The organism is Streptomyces avidinii (genome assembly GCF_014650695.1).
GTDB classification, from domain to species: Bacteria; Actinomycetota; Actinomycetes; order Streptomycetales; family Streptomycetaceae; genus Streptomyces; species Streptomyces avidinii.
Genome location: NZ_BMVL01000002.1, coordinates 386,541 through 402,856 on the forward strand (window position 1 = coordinate 386,541; position 16,316 = coordinate 402,856).

The 16,316-nt window shown below is 70.7% G+C and carries 15 protein-coding genes and 2 pseudogenes; 9 read left to right on the forward strand and 8 right to left on the reverse strand.

The window, feature by feature from the left end:
- Positions 1 to 2: 2 nt before the first annotated feature.
- The 3 genes and pseudogenes from IE257_RS38845 to IE257_RS05940 form a co-directional block, all read left to right on the forward strand.
- A pseudogene (locus IE257_RS38845) lies at positions 3 to 182 on the forward strand (helicase associated domain-containing protein); the annotation flags it as partial.
- 22 nt (positions 183 to 204) lie between these two features.
- Positions 205 to 432 carry a hypothetical protein gene (locus tag IE257_RS05935; protein ID WP_189965388.1) on the forward strand — a complete coding sequence of 76 codons (228 nt, stop codon included), beginning with the start codon at positions 205 to 207 and terminating at the stop codon, positions 430 to 432.
- Entirely contained in the window at positions 429 to 1,778 is a 1,350-nt protein-coding gene (locus IE257_RS05940) for a DUF4344 domain-containing metallopeptidase (protein ID WP_505383557.1), read from the forward strand. The genes IE257_RS05935 and IE257_RS05940 overlap by 4 nt, the downstream gene beginning before the upstream one ends.
- Before the next feature lie 207 nt (positions 1,779 to 1,985).
- On the opposite strand, the gene IE257_RS05945 is transcribed toward IE257_RS05940, so the two are convergent.
- On the reverse strand, positions 1,986 to 2,558 hold the full coding sequence (locus tag IE257_RS05945; RefSeq protein ID WP_189965392.1) for a snapalysin family zinc-dependent metalloprotease: 573 nt from the start codon (positions 2,556 to 2,558) through the stop codon (positions 1,986 to 1,988).
- Between the two features lie 378 nt (positions 2,559 to 2,936).
- On the opposite strand from IE257_RS05945, the gene IE257_RS05950 reads away from it, so the two are divergent.
- Positions 2,937 to 3,407: a hypothetical protein gene (locus IE257_RS05950; RefSeq protein WP_189965394.1), complete on the forward strand. Its 471-nt coding sequence runs from the start codon at positions 2,937 to 2,939 to the stop codon at positions 3,405 to 3,407.
- A gap of 245 nt (positions 3,408 to 3,652) precedes the next feature.
- Here the strand turns inward: IE257_RS05950 and IE257_RS05955 are convergent, their stop codons facing one another.
- Positions 3,653 to 4,792, reverse strand: a complete 1,140-nt coding sequence (locus tag IE257_RS05955) for a PucR family transcriptional regulator (protein WP_189965396.1) — start codon at positions 4,790 to 4,792, stop codon at positions 3,653 to 3,655.
- 87 nt (positions 4,793 to 4,879) lie between these two features.
- Here IE257_RS05955 and IE257_RS05960 point away from each other — a divergent pair, with 87 nt between their 5' ends.
- Positions 4,880 to 5,935 (forward strand): ferredoxin reductase, encoded by a 1,056-nt coding sequence (locus tag IE257_RS05960; protein WP_229920150.1) that lies wholly within the window; start codon positions 4,880 to 4,882, stop codon positions 5,933 to 5,935.
- Between the two features lie 7 nt (positions 5,936 to 5,942).
- Entirely contained in the window at positions 5,943 to 7,061 is a 1,119-nt protein-coding gene (locus IE257_RS05965) for a fatty acid desaturase family protein (RefSeq protein WP_189965399.1), read from the forward strand.
- 576 nt (positions 7,062 to 7,637) lie between these two features.
- On the opposite strand, the gene IE257_RS05970 is transcribed toward IE257_RS05965, so the two are convergent.
- From IE257_RS05970 to IE257_RS05980, 3 genes are all read right to left on the reverse strand, one after another.
- Entirely contained in the window at positions 7,638 to 8,432 is a 795-nt protein-coding gene (locus IE257_RS05970; RefSeq protein WP_189965401.1) for an alpha/beta fold hydrolase, read from the reverse strand.
- A gap of 330 nt (positions 8,433 to 8,762) precedes the next feature.
- Positions 8,763 to 9,668, reverse strand: a complete 906-nt coding sequence (locus tag IE257_RS05975; protein ID WP_189966189.1) for an NADP-dependent oxidoreductase — start codon at positions 9,666 to 9,668, stop codon at positions 8,763 to 8,765.
- 41 nt (positions 9,669 to 9,709) lie between these two features.
- Complete coding sequence (locus tag IE257_RS05980; protein WP_189965403.1) at positions 9,710 to 10,780, reverse strand: alkene reductase; 1,071 nt, start codon at positions 10,778 to 10,780, stop codon at positions 9,710 to 9,712.
- 241 nt (positions 10,781 to 11,021) lie between these two features.
- Between IE257_RS05980 and IE257_RS05985 the strand changes: the two genes are divergently transcribed.
- Positions 11,022 to 11,555, forward strand: coding sequence for a MarR family winged helix-turn-helix transcriptional regulator (locus IE257_RS05985; RefSeq protein WP_189965405.1), 534 nt, complete (start codon positions 11,022 to 11,024; stop codon positions 11,553 to 11,555).
- A 575-nt stretch (positions 11,556 to 12,130) separates the two neighbouring features.
- Positions 12,131 to 12,706, forward strand: a complete 576-nt coding sequence (locus IE257_RS05990; RefSeq protein ID WP_189965407.1) for a hypothetical protein — start codon at positions 12,131 to 12,133, stop codon at positions 12,704 to 12,706.
- A gap of 65 nt (positions 12,707 to 12,771) precedes the next feature.
- Here the strand turns inward: IE257_RS05990 and IE257_RS37915 are convergent.
- Together IE257_RS37915 and IE257_RS05995 are read right to left on the reverse strand one after the other, a co-directional pair.
- Positions 12,772 to 13,194, reverse strand: a pseudogene (locus tag IE257_RS37915) (hypothetical protein); the annotation flags it as partial.
- Positions 13,195 to 13,350: 156 nt separating this feature from the next.
- A complete protein-coding gene (locus tag IE257_RS05995; RefSeq protein ID WP_189965409.1) occupies positions 13,351 to 13,731 on the reverse strand; it encodes a DUF6193 family natural product biosynthesis protein in 381 nt (126 codons plus the stop codon).
- A gap of 632 nt (positions 13,732 to 14,363) precedes the next feature.
- Between IE257_RS05995 and IE257_RS06000 the strand changes: the two genes are divergently transcribed.
- Positions 14,364 to 14,828 carry an LIC_13387 family protein gene (locus tag IE257_RS06000; protein WP_189965411.1) on the forward strand — a complete coding sequence of 155 codons (465 nt, stop codon included), beginning with the start codon at positions 14,364 to 14,366 and terminating at the stop codon, positions 14,826 to 14,828.
- A 116-nt stretch (positions 14,829 to 14,944) separates the two neighbouring features.
- Here IE257_RS06000 and IE257_RS06005 read toward each other — a convergent pair whose 3' ends face one another.
- Positions 14,945 to 16,264 carry a hypothetical protein gene (locus IE257_RS06005; RefSeq protein ID WP_189965413.1) on the reverse strand — a complete coding sequence of 440 codons (1,320 nt, stop codon included), beginning with the start codon at positions 16,262 to 16,264 and terminating at the stop codon, positions 14,945 to 14,947.
- Positions 16,265 to 16,316: the final 52 nt, after the last annotated feature.

Below are 16,316 nucleotides of genomic sequence, written 5' to 3' on the forward strand. Positions count from 1 at the left end.
AGACCAACCTCGGCGCAGCGCGGGCCTACTACGAGCTCCACGGGACCCTCGCGGCCCCACGGGGCGCCACCACCCTCGACATCGCGATCGGGCAATGGCTCACCGACATCCGCCGCCCCGGCGGGCTGGGCAAAGACCCCGAACGCGCGGAGCGGCGGGCCGCCGCGCTCGCTGCGATCGACCCGGACTGGAACCCGGGCGAGCGTGGGTGGACCGTGGACCGTGGACCGGCAGCGGCAGCGGCAGCGGCAGCGGCAGCGGCAGCGGCAGCGGCAGCGGCAGCGGCAGCGGCAGCGGCAGCGGCAGCACGCCTACCTCACCCAGCTCCTCGCCTCCGGCGCCCGCCTGACCGCGATCGTGCCGGGGGGACGCGGCACGGCGAGGACGTCGGCCGGCGGCTCGCCACCCGGCGGCGGGACTGGGACCGGCTGAACGAGGAGCAGCAGCACCGGCTCCGCGCACTCGGCGTCAAGCCGCAGAAAGCCCCACGTGCGGGCAAGGCCCCGGCCAAGGCCGCCCCGGCCTTCCGGGCCGCGCGCGCGGGCGGTACGGCCTTCCAGAAAGGGGCTCGCCCGCGAGGATTCCGCGCTCCCATGTTGAGATCGTGCGCTACGAGCAACAGGACATCGAAGTACGGCTGGGAGTGTGGCGCAGCAACATGCGCAGCCGGCCTCCCGCAGGTCGCCCACACAGCAACCGGTCCCCCGTACGGGCGGCTCGACGGGCACCCGCCTCCGGACGGCCGGAGGATCAGTGCGGGGACACGCGACGGGAGCCGATCAAGGATGCCGAACACCGCCGATCGCTCGAAGAGGGCGCACATCGTCCTGTCAGGGGTACTGCTCCTCGCCGGGGTCGTCTCGACCGGGTGCAGCGGCGAGGCCCGCGACGCCGGGCAGGGGCCTGGAGCAGGGCCCCGCCCCCAGGCGGCGCGCTCCGGCAGGGTCACCGTCGTCTACGAGGCCCAAACGGTCAAACCGGAGGACCGGGAGGCCGTGGCACTGATCCGGAACTCCCGCGTGCTGGAGCGTACGGCCGACTGGGTGAACAGATCACTCACCCTCCCGCACGACATGGTCGTGAAGGTCACCGCCGCCGTGCCGCCCGGCGTCACCGACGCCGTCACCCAGCCCGACGGCAGGACGATCTTCGTCCCGCCACCGTTCCTGACCGAGATCGAGAAGGCCCTCGCCGATGTCGTGAAGACCGTCGAACGGCCCGCCCCGATCCCCGCGTCCGAGTACAACACCGACGACCTGACCGTGCTGTCGACCGAATTCATCTTCGGCCACGAGATGGGCCATGCCCTGCAGCGCCAGCTCCTCCTGGCCAACCTCGGCCTCGAAGAGGACGCGGCGGACGGCTTCGCGTCCTTCTACACCGTCAACGAGGTCGGTCCGGGCCCGTCGCTGGCCGCCGCGGTCCTCTTCGACGAGATCGCACGCAAGGAAGGCACGCCGACGCTGGAGGGCATGTCGAGCGACCACCCCGTTACCCAGCAGCGGGCCTTCAACTTCCTGTGCTACCTGGAGGGCAGCGCCCCGAAGAAGTACCAGCAGTCCCTGGTCGACAGCGGCTATCTCCCGAAGACCCGCGCCCCCCTCTGCCCGCAGGCGTGGGCCATGCTGGACTACGGCTGGTGGACCCAGCTCCAACCCCACTTCAGCGGGGCGTTCAGGGGCCGGGGTGCCGAGGAGCAGAAGAAGGCGCACGAACGGCTGATCGCGGAGACACAGGCTCTGGCGAAGCGCATCGACGAGATCCGCAGCGGTCAATGAGGCACATGACGCGTACCCCGTCGATCTCGTCCGCGTAGTCGCGCAGCAGGGCTCCGGGGACTGTCGCGGGATCGGCGCCGAGGCGGCGGGCGGCGGGCGCCGAGGCGGCGGGCGGCGAGGCGGCGGGCGGCGAGGCGGCGGGCGCCGGCGCGGCCGCCCTCCGGGAGTCCCGTCCCAGCCAGGGCCCCGCGCCGGCCCACCCGCCGGTCAGGGGGCGTCGATGAGTACCCGGCCGTCGGTCGGCACCGTTGCCGCGAGCCCGTTCGCGTACGCGTTCTGCACGCGGGAGCGCTCCGTCGCGTTGGGCACGGCGTTGGTGCAGGCCGTTCCGGCGCTGGACCCGGACATCAGCTGGGAGCACGGCCCCGGCTTGGTGTCCGGGAGGCCCAGGCTGTGGCCCAGCTCGTGCGCGGCGATGCGCGTCTTGTCGTACCCCTGGCTCACGGCCTGCGCGCCGAGTTCGACTCGGACCTGTCGTCCCGGACGGACAGGGCCGAGGGTGGCCTGCGGCCAGCCGGTGGTGGCGACGATGACGATCTCGGCCCGGGCCCCGGGCGCGGCCTCCACCAGCCGTACGTTACCGACGTTCGCATTCCAGGAAGCGACGCCGGCCGCGATGGCCGCTTCCCAGCCACCGGCCCGACTGTCGTCGTAACGGAGTGTCACTACCGCTGCGGTGGCGTCGGGTACGGGCGCGGGTGCCGCGGTCGCGGCGGTTGCCGCCGCGAGGACCAGTGCGGCGGCGGAGGTGCCGACTTTCAGCCAGGTGCCCAGAGACATGTCGTCTTCCTTCATGCGTGGGGGCCCGGCCCCTCGGCGGAGCCGGGGCACTGGAGACGCCGCCACCGCCCGCCTGTGGCCCGCGAGTTCGGACAGCCGCCCCTCCGGAGCCCTAAGAAGGTAGCCCCGCACCCCACCAACCCGTCATGCACCTGCCAGCCAATTCCCGCGGGCACTCCAGCCGATGCCCGGTCAGCGGGCGGCACCGTCCAGGTGCTCGCGCGGCCGGCACGGAGGAAACTTTGATTACGCCCCGGCGCCGCCCGCGTGCCAGGTGGCCGGCCGGATCTCCAGGGACCGCGGGTACGCGCTGATGCCCGGCTCGCCGTCGGTGCCTGAGCCAGGATGCCGCGGTCGCGTGCCTCCTGGAGACGTGTGGTGAGGCCGCTGTTGCCTGCCGAACTGACGGCCCCTTGTACCGCCATGTGGGGCCTGCTCGGCCAGCGGGGCGCCCACGCCGCCGTCTCCCAGATCTTCGACACCGAGGAGCCGGGGAGCCCGACGGTCAACTTCCTGTCGTCCTATGCGGGGACCGACGCCGTGACGGTCTTCGGCCGGCTGCGCACGGCACTCGCGGGCTGTCCATCGGTGGAGGAGGACGGACGCACGGTGACGATCCGGTACGAGGACCTCGACACGGGGGGCTTCCCGGAGGACACCCTGCGCATCCGGATGACCATGACCGATGCGGGCTCCACCGGCCCCGCCGAGGTCATCGACCGCATCGTGACCCGGGTCGGCGTGTGCGTCACCGACCTCTCGGCGGCGGGAACGGAACCGTACCCGCGCGTCTCCGAGACGCCCGTCCTGCGCCAGATCGACCGTCTCCGGGCCGCTCAAGGGCTCTGAAACCGCGTACGGCCCCGCCCCGACGGCTGGCCGGGGCCCAGGTACCGCCCGGCCGGACCATCGTGCGCCCCGCAGTGCTCCGGCCGCCCACCGCGACCGGGCCCCGTCCGCCTCCACCAGGCCCCGCACCGCCCGCTTGCTCGCGCGGTACACGGCGCCGTTCGCCCGGGCCTGCTGTGCCGCCGAGAACGAGGCACGATTCCTGGACTGCTCGCGGACGCCGTCGTGGACGGTCGACGTACGCGTCAGCTGACCCGAAGACCGACCGCCAGCGTCAGTTCAAGGACCCGGTGCGGCAATGCGAGATCCGGAAACAGCTCCCGCAGCTGCGACATCCGGTACCGGACCGTCTGGGGATGGACGAACAACGCCGACGCCACCTCGTCCCGCCTGCCCTGGTGCAGCAGCCACGCGCGCAACGTCTCCTCCAGCCGCCGTGCCGTCGCGACAGGCAAGGTCCGCAACGGTGCGAGCGCTCGGGCACGCAGGTCTGCGAACGCCTCCACGTCGGCGCTCAGCACCAGCTCGGGCAGGTGGTCCTCGGTGTCGCGAATATCGGAGGAGAGGGAGCGCGCGCGTACGGCTCGTGCGTACGAGGCGGACGCGCGAGTCCATGACCGGGCCGGGCCGACCACGGCGGTGCGGTCGGTCAGCTGCCGCAAGAGATGTGATCGGTCGGCATCGGGGACGAGCAGCACGCCGGTGGCGTCCGGCAGATCGTCGAGGACGAGGGTGCTCGGGTCGAGCGTGCGGTAGGCAGGCCGGGCCTGGGCGGCGGGCAGAAGGACCGCGGTCAGCGAGACCGGAGGCTGCCACCCGGCCCGTTGAACAGAGGCCAGCAGCACCTCCGGGCTCGCGCCGGCGAGGAGGTCGCGGGCCAGGTGTTCCAGGTGGCGCTCGTGGGCCCTGCCCCGGGCGGCCAGTTCGTCGGCGTGGCCCGCGGCGCTCGCGGCAGAGAGCTCGTCGATGTAGGCGAAGGTCAGCTCGGCGAACTTGGCGACCTCGGCGGCGGGCAGACCCACGGGTACGGCACCCGCTGCCAGGCATCGCCAGGCCACGCGGGCGCCGACGCGGTAGGCACTGAGCAGGGCGTCCATCGAACGGCCGTCGCGCACCTCGCCGCGGCCAAGCTCGTAGGCTGCGTCACCGCCGTCGACGCCTGTGGCGTTCCCGCTCGCGAGGTCCAGGTAGTGCCCCAGGGCGGTACGGACGGCTCGGCGGATGGTGGCGCCCATACGGCCCGAAAGGGCGTTGGCGTAGGGAGGGACCTCGTCGATGATCGCCTGGACGACCTCGTCGGCGGTGGTCTTCAGCGCGGCCCGAAGTGCGGTGACCGTCGTCTCGTCCAGGGCCAGTTCGCCGGCCCTCCGGATTGCATGGCTCACGATTTTGTTCCCTGCGAACAATTCAGCCGATCAGATTTACGTCCTGTGGTCAGGACTTTACCCCTTGAGGCGCAGCAAGCTGGAGTCATGACGAGTACAGCCCTCCGCAGCAGGGCGTGGAAACTGCTGGAGATGGTCACGACGCCGCTGCTGCCGTCGGACTACCTCGACCTGGTCAGCCCGCTGCGTGCGGGCGCTGACCTGCGTGGGCGCATCGAGGCCGTGCACCCCGAGACGGCTGACGCCGCGACTGTCGTGATCAGGCCGGGACGGGGCTGGCGCGGCCACACAGCCGGTCAGTACGTGCGGATCGGGGTCGACGTCGACGGGGTGCGCCTGTGGCGTGCCTACTCCATCACCTCGCCGACAAACCGCCAGGACGGCCGCGTCACGATCACCGTGAAGGCGATCCCTGACGGCAAGGTCAGCAACCACCTGGTCCGCAGGGCGAAACCGGGCACGCTGGTCCAGCTCGACCAGCCGACCGGTGACTTCGTGCTGCCGCAGGCCAAGCCCGCCAAGGTGCTCTACCTGACGGCCGGCAGCGGGATCACGCCCGTGATGGGCATGCTGCGCGACATCGAGTTCGACGACGTCGTCATGGTCCACTGCGCGCCACAGCCGCAAGACGTGATCTTCCGCAACGAACTGCACGACCTGGTCGCGGACAGGAAGCTGCGGCTCACCGAGGTGCACACCGACACGGACGGCATGCTCGACATCGCCCGTCTCGACGAACTCGTGCCCGACTGGGCCGAGCGCGAGACCTGGGCCTGCGGGCCCGCGGGCCTGCTGGACGCCGCCGAAGAGCACTGGACCGAGCACGGCGTACAAGAGCGCCTGCATACCGAACGCTTCCGCCCCGGCATCGTCGTCGCCGGCGAGGGCGGCGAGGTCACGTTCAGCGCCACCGGCAAGACCGTCGACGCGGACGGCGCCACGCCGTTGCTGGACATCGGCGAGGAGGCCGGCGTGCTCATGCCCTCCGGGTGCCGCATGGGCATCTGCTTCGGCTGCATCACGCCGCTCAAGGCGGGCGCCGTCCGCGACCTGCGCACCGGCCAGATCACCGAGGCCGAGCCGGGCGTCCTCATCCAGACCTGCGTGTCCGCCGCGGCGGGCCCCTGCGACATCGAACGGTAGGAGCACCTTGACCGCCATCGACCCCACCGCCCACCTGACCGCGGAGCAGATCGAGGAGCTCGGCCGCGAGCTGGACGCGATCCGCGACGAGGTGATCGCCGGCCGCGGCGAGGAGGACGCCGCCTACATCCGTAAGGTCATCTCGGCGCAGCGCAAGCTCGAGCTGGTCAGCCGGGGCGTGCTGCTGTTCTCCTTCTTCCCGCCCGCGTGGCTGATCGGCACCGCCGGTCTGTCCGTGGCGAAGATCATGGACAACATGGAGATCGGCCACAACATCCTGCACGGCCAGTGGGACTGGATGCGGGACCCGAAGATCCACTCCACCACCTGGGACTGGGATCACGTCTCGCCGGCCGACCAGTGGAAGCACTCGCACAACGAGCTGCACCACACGTACACCAACGTCATCGGCAAGGACAACGACCTCGGCTACGGCATCATGCGCGTCGACGAGGACCAGAAGTGGCACCCGTTCCACCTCGGCCAGCCGCTGTGGAACTTCATCAACGCCTGCTTCTTCGAGTACGGCATCGCAGCGTACGACCTGGAGCTCGGCAAGAACCTGCACAAGCGCCGCCGCAAGAACCCGGAGTTCCGCGCACGGGCCAGGGCCGTGGGCCGCAAGATCCGCAAGCAGGTGCTCAAGGACTACGTGATCCACCCGCTGCTGTCGGGCCCGTCGTTCCTCACCACGCTCGCCGCCACGTTCACCGCCAACCTGGTCCGCAACATCTGGACCCACTCGGTGATCATGTGCGGGCACTTCCCCGAGGGCGTACAGGTCTTCGAGCGCCGGTCGATCAAGGACGAAACGCGCGGCCAGTGGTACCTGCGCCAGATGATGGGCTCGGCGAACATCAGCGGCAGCAGGGCCATGCACTTCATGACCGGCAACCTGTCGCACCAGATCGAGCACCACCTGTTCCCGGACCTGCCGAGCAACCGGTACGCCGAGGTCGCGGTGAAGGTGCGCGCGCTGTTCGAGAAGTACGAGCTGGAATACGTCACCGGGCCGCTCCCCAAGCAGGTGTTCTCCGCGTGGCGCAAGGTCTTCCGGCTCTCACTGCCGAACAAGAAGCCCAAGGTCAAAACGCCGGACCGCGAGCAGGAGCTCGTCGCGGCCTGATTCCCGGTATTGGTTCAGGTCTTTCGGCCATACCGGCCGTACCGGCGGCACCGCCGGTACGGTCAGCCGGGGTGGAACAGGTCTGCACCTGCCGACCGGTGCCTTCCTTTTGACGCGGTTCCTTCGCCGCCGGGAACCTCCCGGCCTTCTGGCGCCACCCATTCCCCGCGGGTGCGGGGTCGACCCTGTCACCCCCGTTGCTGCGCTGTGCCGTGTCGCGCCGCATCACCTGGACAAGGCGCTGCCATATTCCGCTCGCCGGTCCGTAAACAGCCGGACGGCAGCACCCGTGCCGCACGGCTGCCGTCACGGCCGCCCCGGGGCCACCGCTCTGGTCCTCCCGACGGGCAGGCCATCGAGCGGGTACGGCTCTACGAGCGCCAGCAGCTCGACACCGGACTGTGGATGTATCGCATAGGCGTCCTCCTCCCGGCAACCGACCGTAGATCAGTACCTGCTTCCGGTCGTCGAAGAGCGGGTCGGGAGTCGGCGTCGAAGCCTGCTGCGGTGGGGAGGCGGAGCCGTACCGCTTCCCGTTGTCGGTGGGAAGCGGTACGGCGCGTGTGTTCCGTTCGCTCAGGCGCTGTGCCGGGCGAGGAAGGTGGTGATGAGCTTCTGCCATTCCTCGGGGCGTTCCACCATGGGCAGGTGGCCGGTGTGGATCTCCACCAACTGGGCGCCGGGGATGGTGTCGGCGAGTTGGTGGTGCAGGCGGGTGGAGGTGAACCGGTCCTGGGTGGTGGAGATGACCAGGGTGGGCGCCTTGATGTGCGGCAGGTCGTCGCGGACGTCGGCGCGGGGGGCCAGCTCGGCGTGCTCGGGGGTGCCCTCGGCGACGCTCGCGGCGGTGAACTCGATCGCCTGCTGGAGCTGCTCGGCCGGCATTGCCTCCAGTGCGTCGGCGCCCAGGGCCATCATCGTCAGGTACTCGGCCAGCACTTCACGGTCGCCCGACTCGGCCAGCTTGCGCCAGATCGGCAGGGCGAGAGCGAGGTGGTTGTCCCGGTGGGGGAAGGTTGCGGTCAGCACGAGGGCGGTGACGCGCTCGGGGTGGCGGGCTGCCGCGCGGATGGCGACGGGGCCGCCGAGGGAGTATCCGGACAGTGCGAAGGTGTCCAGGCCTTCGGTGACGGCGGCGGTGACGAGCTGGTCGGCCAGGTCGTCCAGCGACAGCGGCGTGGCCGAGCGGGGGGTGTCCCCGCTGCCGGGGTAGTCGACGCCGACGACGGTGTGGCGGGTGGCCAGACCCTCCAGGATCGGTCCGAAGGTGCCGGCCACGCTGCTGCCGGCGCCGTGGGCGAGCGCGAGACCGGGGCCGGAGCCGAGAACGGTGCGGGCGAAGGTGGCTTCGGGCAGGGTGCGTGCGGACATGGGTATTCCAATCTGTGGGTGTGGGGCCAGGTCGTGCGGTGCTCGGGCCGCCGGCGGATCGTCTCCGGTGCCGGGGGCACGGCCCGGCCGTCGGGGTCGGGCGTGTGGGCGGCGGTCCGGGCAGGAGCGGGTCGTGGACCGAGTCCGGCATCGGGCGGTCTGCGCCGCCGGTCGGCGTGCGTAGTGGTGCTGATGCGGCCTGCGGCGGTGCGTCACTCGGCGAGGCGAAGGGATCGGTGCGGGGATGAAGGACTGCGGCCCCGGGGCCGCCTCGCCCGCCTAAGCAGCACGAGGCGGCGGCACGGGAAGTGGGGGGTGGGAAGTGGGAGGTCAGGGCAGCAGGACGGCCTTGCCCCGGTTGCGGTGGGCTTCCAGGTCGGTGTGCGCGGTGGCGGCCTCCCCGAGCGGATAGGTCCGCCAGATGGGCAGGGTGAGCATGCCGTCGGCGGCCAGTTCGACCAGCTGCGGCAGAGCGTCCTCGGCCTGGTCGGCGCTGCCGGCGCTGAAGCGGACGCCGTGCTGTGCGGCGGACATGTCGGCGATGGTGATGACGTGTGCGCTGTCGCCGGTCAGGGCAACGGAGTCGGCGAGGACACCGGCGCCGGAGGCGTCGAGGACGAAGTCGACTCCCTGGGGCGCCGCGGCCCTCACCCGCTGCACCCAGCCGTCGCCGTAGCGGACGGCGGTGGCTCCGAGGGCGGTGACCCGCTCGATGTCGTGTTCGCCGACCGTTGTGATGACGGTGATACCGCGGGTGACGGCCAGCTGCGCCGCGATGACGCCCACGCTGCCGCCGGCGCCGTGGACGAGCAGGGTCTGCCCCTTGCGCACGCCCAGCTGGGCGAGGACGCGGAACGCGGTCCGGCCGACGGTCACCAGCGATGCCGCGACCTCCCAGGACAGCGCTGCGGGCTTGGCGACCGGCCGCTCCAGCAGTGCGTGCTCTCTGTAGCTGCCGCCCGCGGTGGCGCCGAGGACCTCGTCGCCCACGGCCGCGTCGGCTCCCTCGCCGACCGCTTCGACGACGCCGGCCGCGTCCAGTCCGGGGATCACGGGGAAGCGCGCCGGGACGGCGCCGGCCATCAGGCCGGAGCGGATCTTCATGTCGAGCGGATTCACAGAGGCGGCCCGTACTCGGATCCGGACCTGGCCCGGGCCGGGCTCCGGTGCGGTGACCTCCGACAGCCGCAGCACCTCGGGGGTGCCGTACTCGGAGAAGGTGATCGCTTTGGACATCAGGAACTCCCAGGTGAGGGCCCCGTCGGCGGGGCCGCCGCTCAAGCGGTGAGGGTGGGGTAGTCGGTGTAGCCGCGGTGGTCGCCGCCGTAGAAGGTGGCCTGGTCCGGGGCGTTGAACGGACCCCGGGCGGCGAGGCGCCGGGGCAGGTCGGGGTTGGCGAGGAACAGTGCCCCGTAGGCCACCATGTCCGCGCTCCCGTCCTCGATCAGCTCGAGCGCGTCGAGGCCGGTGACGTCGGGGTGGGTGAACGGGTTGAGGACGAACGTGCCGGGCCATTCCTTGCGCAGTTGCGAGGTCAGTCCGGAGTCGGGGCCCTCCATCAGGTGCAGATAGGCAAGATCCAGACCTGCGAGCCGGTCCAGCAGGGCCCCGTAGACCTCGCCAGGGTTGTCCTCGACGATGTCGTTGTAGCGGTTTCCGGGCGAGATCCGCAGACCGACCCGCCGACCGCCGATCGCCTCGGTCACGGCCGTGACGACGTCGACGGCGAAGCGGATCCGGCCTTCGGCTGAGCCGCCCCAGGCGTCGGTGCGGTGGTTGGTGTTGTCCGCGAGGAACTGGTGGATCAGGTAGCCGTTGGCGCCGTGGATCTCCACACCGTCGAATCCGGCCTCGACGGCGTGGTGCGCCGCGGTCGCGAAGTCGGCGATGGTCTGCCGGATCTCCGCCTCGCTCAGCTCCTTCGGCGTGACGAATTCCTGCGGACCCTGGTGGGTGTAGACCCGTCCCTGGGCGGCGACCGCCGAGGGCCCCACCGGTGTCAGTCCGTCGGGCAGCAGGCTGGGGTGACCGATCCGCCCGGTGTGCATCAGCTGCGCGAAGATCACCCCTCCCTCGCGGTGCACGGCGTCGGTCACCGTCCGCCAGGCCCGCACCTGGCCCGGCGTGTGCAGGCCGGGGGTGTCGGGGTAGCCCTGGCCGATGGGTGAGGGCTGGACGCCTTCGGTGACGATCAGCCCGGCGCCGGCTCGCTGCGCGTAGTAGGTCGCCATCAGCTCGGTCGGCTCCGCGCCCGGGCCGTGGGCACGGCTACGTGTCATCGGCGCCATCACGACTCGGTTCGCGAGGCGTGTGCCGCCCAGGACGATCGGATCGAAAGCAGTGGTCATGGTCGCTCCCTCGGGATGGGTGGCGCTCTGCGGGCCGGGCGTTTCGTGGCCCCCGCGAGCTGTTTACTGTCCAGACAAGTAAATTACCTGCCTGAACAGTAAACCTGCTTCTCGCTGCCTGGCAAGTGAGGCGTGCAGCACCCTAGACCTGTCCATACGCGTCACCTGACGAGCGGAACCACTGCTGATGGACCTGGATGTAGGTAGAGTTCTCCTGTCCAAACAGGAGAGTGGGGAGAAGATGGCCGAGTCCACATCCGAGGCCGAGCGGGATCCAGGAGCGAGGGAACGGGAAGCCACCGTGCCGGTCCCCGGTGCGGCCGCAGGCGGACCGATCAGCCATGCGATCTTCCGGCTGGCCCGACTGCACCGCATGTTCGCCGGACAGCTCCTGCGCCGCATCGGCCTGCACCCGGGCCAGGAACTGGTCATGATGCACCTCTGGGAACTCGGTCCCCAGCGCCAGATCGACCTGGTACGCCTGCTGGACTCCGACGCCGCCACGATGACCCGTACGGTCCGCCGCCTCGAACAGGCAGGCTTCGTCCGCCGCCGCCCCTCGCCCACCGACAAGCGCGCCTCGCTCATCGAACCGACAGCGGCCAGCTACGCCCTGCGCCGGGAGGTGGAGCGGATCTGGATCCAACTCGAGGACATCTCGGCCACCGGCTTCTCGGACGACGAGCGCGCCGATGCCCTCGCCGTCCTCGAACGCCTGGAACAGAACCTCGTACGCGCCGACGCCCGGCCCCCGGAGCCGGACACGGGGCACTAGCGACCGCGGGGTGCGGCGCCGCCGAAGGTCCTGGGCGCCGGTGTCTGCGCACGCATCGGCCGGCGGGCTCCACCTGCGCTCGCGTGGTGCTGCTCGACACCCCTGACCCAGACGGCATTCCGCGAGGGTTGCTGCTGCACGCCGCGTTCGACGGCAGCGAGTGGACCGCCCTCCAGGCAGGGGTTCAGGGGCGGTGCGCCCGGGAAGGCGCGGATCCGGACCGCCCGTCGCTCGTCCGCGGAGTCCGGCAGCGGGCTGTTGCCGCCGGGGAACGGTCACCGCGGCCGAGACGACCACGGATGAAAGGCAGTTGCGTCGGGTACCACTTGCCCGTAGGGGTCGGTCGGCTCCGGCTCGTCGGCGTCTCCTGTGCAGCGGGAGCTCAAGTGCAGGAGGCCGTCCATGCGCAGGAAACGCCGGGTGTTCTTCCGGATCGGAACTTACCCTCCGCGTCCCGTACCGGGTACAGCCGGTCGACCTCGACGGAACCCGTTGGCCGGGCGCTTGTCGCCGTGTTCGGCTGTCGGGGACGTTCCCATCGCGTAGGGGCCCTCCACTGCACTGAAGGGAAGTCAATGAGCTTGATCAGCGAAGCCCTCCCCCTCGTCGGTGTCGTCGTGGGTGCCGCAACGTCGTATCTGGTCAGCAGTGCGAACGAGCGCCCCCGATGGCGTCGGCAGCAGTCGGTCCGCTGGGACGAGCGGCGGCTGAACGCCTATGCCGAGTACGGCCACGCGGTCAAGGAATTGGCGCATCGCTACCTGCGCATCGCCGTCTTCCGCGGGATCGCGACGGGGTCCGCCCCGTTGGAACCCACCGATGAGTTACTTGGCGAGCTGGGGGAGGCCGAGGGCCATCGCTCGGCTCTGAGCGAGGGGCTCTGGCTGTTGGGCGACGCGGCGACCAACACCGCCACGGTCCGGGTGAACCACTGTCTGTGGCATCTCGAGTGGCTGGCCCGTGGTCTGATCCCGGCGGACGCCGGAGCATGGGACACGGCGTTCGCGGAATATCGGACCGCCCGCCAGGAGTACCTCGAACTCGCGCGAGCGAGTCTCGACCTCCCCTCTGGGGAAACACGGTCGGATGTCGCCTGGCCGCCGTCCTGGCGGACTCCGCCGGACCCCGCCAGAAGGCATCCGGGACCATGACGCGCGCCCGGTTCATGCGCCGGTGGGACTGTCGCCGGACCCGACTTCGCAGGCGCGTCGAGTTGATGGCCAGAATCGCCCTCCGAATCCATCAGCACCGGCTTGCCCTGCCGCCGCCCGATCTCCCGAAGGAAGCCGCAGAACACGTCGAGTCGCTCCTGGCCCTGCAACTCCCGCAGGTCGACGTCGAAGTCAACTTCGTCGTCGGCACGGAAACGAAAGATCGCCAGCACGTCGACGGTCGACCAAACCCGCAGGTCCGGGCAGTCGGCATCCACCGGGCGGGACAGCACGTCCTCCGCCCGGGTCACCGGAAGCACCGCCTCGCCGCCTTCGGAGTACCGGCACTTCCAGTCCCTCTCCGCGACAAGATCGAGGACCGCCTGCCAGTCCTTCGCCGAGGCATTTGGGACAGGTACGTCTGGCAGCAACCCCATCGAGTCCGGGTCGAAGAAGCACTTCACGTCATCCCACAGCAGATCAGCCACCCCGCCGTGCTGCCCGGCTCCCCGACCCAACGCCCCCGTTTCCCTTGACTAAAGACATGGGGGTACTCCCCCGGACTCGGGTGGATACGCCTGCTCGACCCGCTTCAGACGACCGCGGATGTCCTCTCTTCAGTCCACCGGTGGTGATGTCGGCCCTTACTCGACCCTTGTGACGGGAGCAGGGTCCTCCATCAGGCGCACCATGCACGCCAGCGCGGCTGCGGGGTCCGTGGTCCTCAACACCACACGGTCCAGTCCCCATGGATGCGTCATCACGACAAAGTCACCGGTCGACGCAGCGATCGCCGGGAACGGCTCCGCGGAGTAGTCACGGAAGTTCCCCGTCGCCGACACATGCAGCTCGTTCATACTCGTCCACGGAAACAGCCTGCGCAGCACCGGCTCCTCCGCCGCCAGCTTCAGTACGTCCCACAGGGCAGGACGGAACCGGTGCCCAGGCTGATGCGGCGGTCGCCAGGCGCTCAGAATCCCCTGCCATTCCCTATCGCTCTCACCATCGCCACCCGAGTTCGTCATGCCCCGACGATTGAGCCGAGCCCCACCCACTGTCAAGGCCAGGCCTCTACAGGCACCGAGGGCACCCGCGGGTGTTCGCGGTTCTCGCCGACATTCGACCCGCGATCAAGAACGAACCGTTGCCAGCACTCATGCTCTTCGTTCTCATCTACGCAGCCGGGCAAGGCTCGGACGGCGGCCGTTTGACGGTTCGGGCGGACGGTTCTGTGGACCTGGAACGGGTCACCCGGCCCGGATCGGGCTGCGGGCAGTCCATCGACGCGGCGGGTCGTTCGTACACCGGGCCGCCAGGCCACTCCCCCGCCATGCCGGCGTTGTTGGCGACGGCTTCGTCGATCGCCTGGAGCAACCGCAGCGACCGCTCCCGGTCCGAGCCCGCGGGCAGCGGGCAGCGGGCCGGGACCGGCGGGTGGAGCGGGCCCGGGAGGCGCAGGGCACCCAGGCGCCACCCGGAGGAGAGTGTCCCGGACACCTCCAGCTCGTCCCTGACAGCCGTGCCTTGTTCGAATCCGGTGTGCGAGCTGCCCCCACCCCACACCCCCCACCGCACCCATAGCCTCTACATGTGTAGAGTGCGGGCGACGTCCTCTACCGATGTAGAGGGCAGCCTCGTTCGACTTCAAGGAGCCACGGTGAGCGCGACCGTCACACCCGTCCTCGAGCGCAAGCCCCAGCCCAAGCCACTGCGACCCTTCAGAGTCGGGGCCGGCGGCTTCCTCCTGCTGGGCACGGGCCACCTCGCCCTTGCGGCCGCGACGGCGCTGGGCGACCCCACCCCCCAGCAGCAAGCCTCTTCGGCAGCCATGCGGGAGTCGAGCATGACCCTGCTCGGTCTGGAACGCAGCACCCTCGACATCGTCCAGGGCATGAGCCTCGTCATGGCCCTGTTCGTCATCGCGTGCGGGCTCCTCGCCCTCACCGCCGTCCGGCACGCGCCGGCACTGGTCGAACGGCGCACCGCCTTCGGATGGATCCCCCTCGTCGCCTCACTGGTGGGCCTGGCGATATCCGTCCTGCTCCTGCCCATGCCGCCGATCGTCGTCCTCACCGTCACCAGCTGCGCCTTCGCCCTGTCCTTGCGCCGGGCGACACCCTGATCCGGTCTCGGCGGGGCCACCCCACCGCACGGCACAGCGAGGACATCGGACGCTGGTTCGCCACCCAACGATCCGACTGGAACCGGCTCAACGAGACGTGCGTTCGGGCAGGTGGGTCAGGTTCGCTGCACCAGGTGGTAGACCGAGAAGAGGAGGTGGTCCTCGCCGTAGTGGAAACGGCCGGCGAGGGCCTGGTAGCGGGTGTACTGCTCCTCGGTGAGCGGCAGCCGGAGGACTTCCACTGTGCGCAGGAGCAGACGGAACCCGAGGTCGGGGTCGACCTGGGTGGTGACCTGTTCCAGGGCTTCCATGACCGTGGTGCCTTCAAGGGGGTGGAAGTCGGGGCTGACCGCCGTGCTCGCGGCGAGGGGGGACATGCCGCGTATCTCGCGCAGGACCTCGTCGCCGGCACCGGTGACCGGCGGCGGGGCCGCCGGGACGTAGGCGGGTGCGACCTCGGTCAGGTGCTCCTCGCACACTTCGGCGACCTGCTCCAGCCACTCCCGGCCGCCGAGGCCGAACCGGTCGATGCTGTAGCCACGGTCCGTTGCTGCCAGCCACAACACGGTGATCGCGTCATCGGACAGGCCGGGGTCGAGCACCCGGCGGGTGTCCTCCAGGAGTACCGCCGCCTCCGAGCCCGGAGGGCGCTCGTAGCCGTCGGCCTTCACGGCAGCCGCGACCGCCTCGCGGGGCGTGCGGTAGTGCCAGCCCGCCGTGAACTGCCTGGCGAGTCGGGAGAGCCCGAAGTCCCCGTTGATGCCCTGCCGCGAGGCGGCGCCGACCGGCGGCCAAGTGATCGCGAGGCCGTCGTGAACGGCGCCCGGGGGGAAGCCGAACTGCCGGCCGAGGGCCAGCAGGCGGTGGTACTGCCCGTACGGGACGGGCACGGAGTGCGCCTTGAGCGCGCGGAGCAACAGGCGCATGCCGAGATCGGCGTCGGCACCGGTCACCACTTGCTCCAGGCAGTCGACGAGCTTCGGCAGCGGAGAAGCCTCTTCCAGGGCCGGAGCCGTGACGCGGAGTTCCGCCACGACCGCCTGGCACAGCCGGGAGTCCCGTACCGGCCGCGCCGGCGGCGGCGTGTAGGACCCCTTGTTCTGCCGGAGCCGTGCCGTGGACACCTCCGAGATCCGCTCCAGCCAGGCACGGCAGGTCATGCCGTGGCCGGTCGGGTCGAAGGCGTTCCCGGTAGAGGCCAGCCACACCGTGTGAAGGACCCGTTCCGGGAGCTCGGACGCCAGCAGGCGGCGGGCGTCCTCCCCCAGCTCGACGGCCTCCTCGCCCTCTGACCGGTCGGCCAGCTCCTCCGCGAACCCGAGCGCGGCGGCCGGGCCGGTGGCGGAGCCGGGACGGCTGAGGCGTTCGGTCAGGGCGGTCAGACCGAAGTCCTCGCCGTAGCCGAGTTCGTAGTACGCAGGACGTTCCCGGGTCATGGAGCCACCTCTGTGGAGAATGCGGTCATGATCGCGTATCCGCCACGAGAAC

What these genes read in the sequence shown, in the direction of transcription:
- IE257_RS05945 (WP_189965392.1), bottom strand. Translation starts at nt 2,558, where the DNA reads ATGTCTCTGGGCACCTGGCTGAAAGTCGGCACCTCCGCCGCCGCACTG.
- IE257_RS05960 (WP_229920150.1), top strand. Translation starts at nt 4,880, where the DNA reads ATGACGAGTACAGCCCTCCGCAGCAGGGCGTGGAAACTGCTGGAGATG.
- IE257_RS05970 (WP_189965401.1), bottom strand. Translation starts at nt 8,432, where the DNA reads ATGTCCGCACGCACCCTGCCCGAAGCCACCTTCGCCCGCACCGTTCTC.
- IE257_RS05975 (WP_189966189.1), bottom strand. Translation starts at nt 9,668, where the DNA reads ATGTCCAAAGCGATCACCTTCTCCGAGTACGGCACCCCCGAGGTGCTG.
- IE257_RS05980 (WP_189965403.1), bottom strand. Translation starts at nt 10,780, where the DNA reads ATGACCACTGCTTTCGATCCGATCGTCCTGGGCGGCACACGCCTCGCG.
- IE257_RS05985 (WP_189965405.1), top strand. Translation starts at nt 11,022, where the DNA reads ATGGCCGAGTCCACATCCGAGGCCGAGCGGGATCCAGGAGCGAGGGAA.
- IE257_RS05990 (WP_189965407.1), top strand. Translation starts at nt 12,131, where the DNA reads ATGAGCTTGATCAGCGAAGCCCTCCCCCTCGTCGGTGTCGTCGTGGGT.
- IE257_RS05995 (WP_189965409.1), bottom strand. Translation starts at nt 13,731, where the DNA reads ATGACGAACTCGGGTGGCGATGGTGAGAGCGATAGGGAATGGCAGGGG.
- IE257_RS06005 (WP_189965413.1), bottom strand. Translation starts at nt 16,264, where the DNA reads ATGACCCGGGAACGTCCTGCGTACTACGAACTCGGCTACGGCGAGGAC.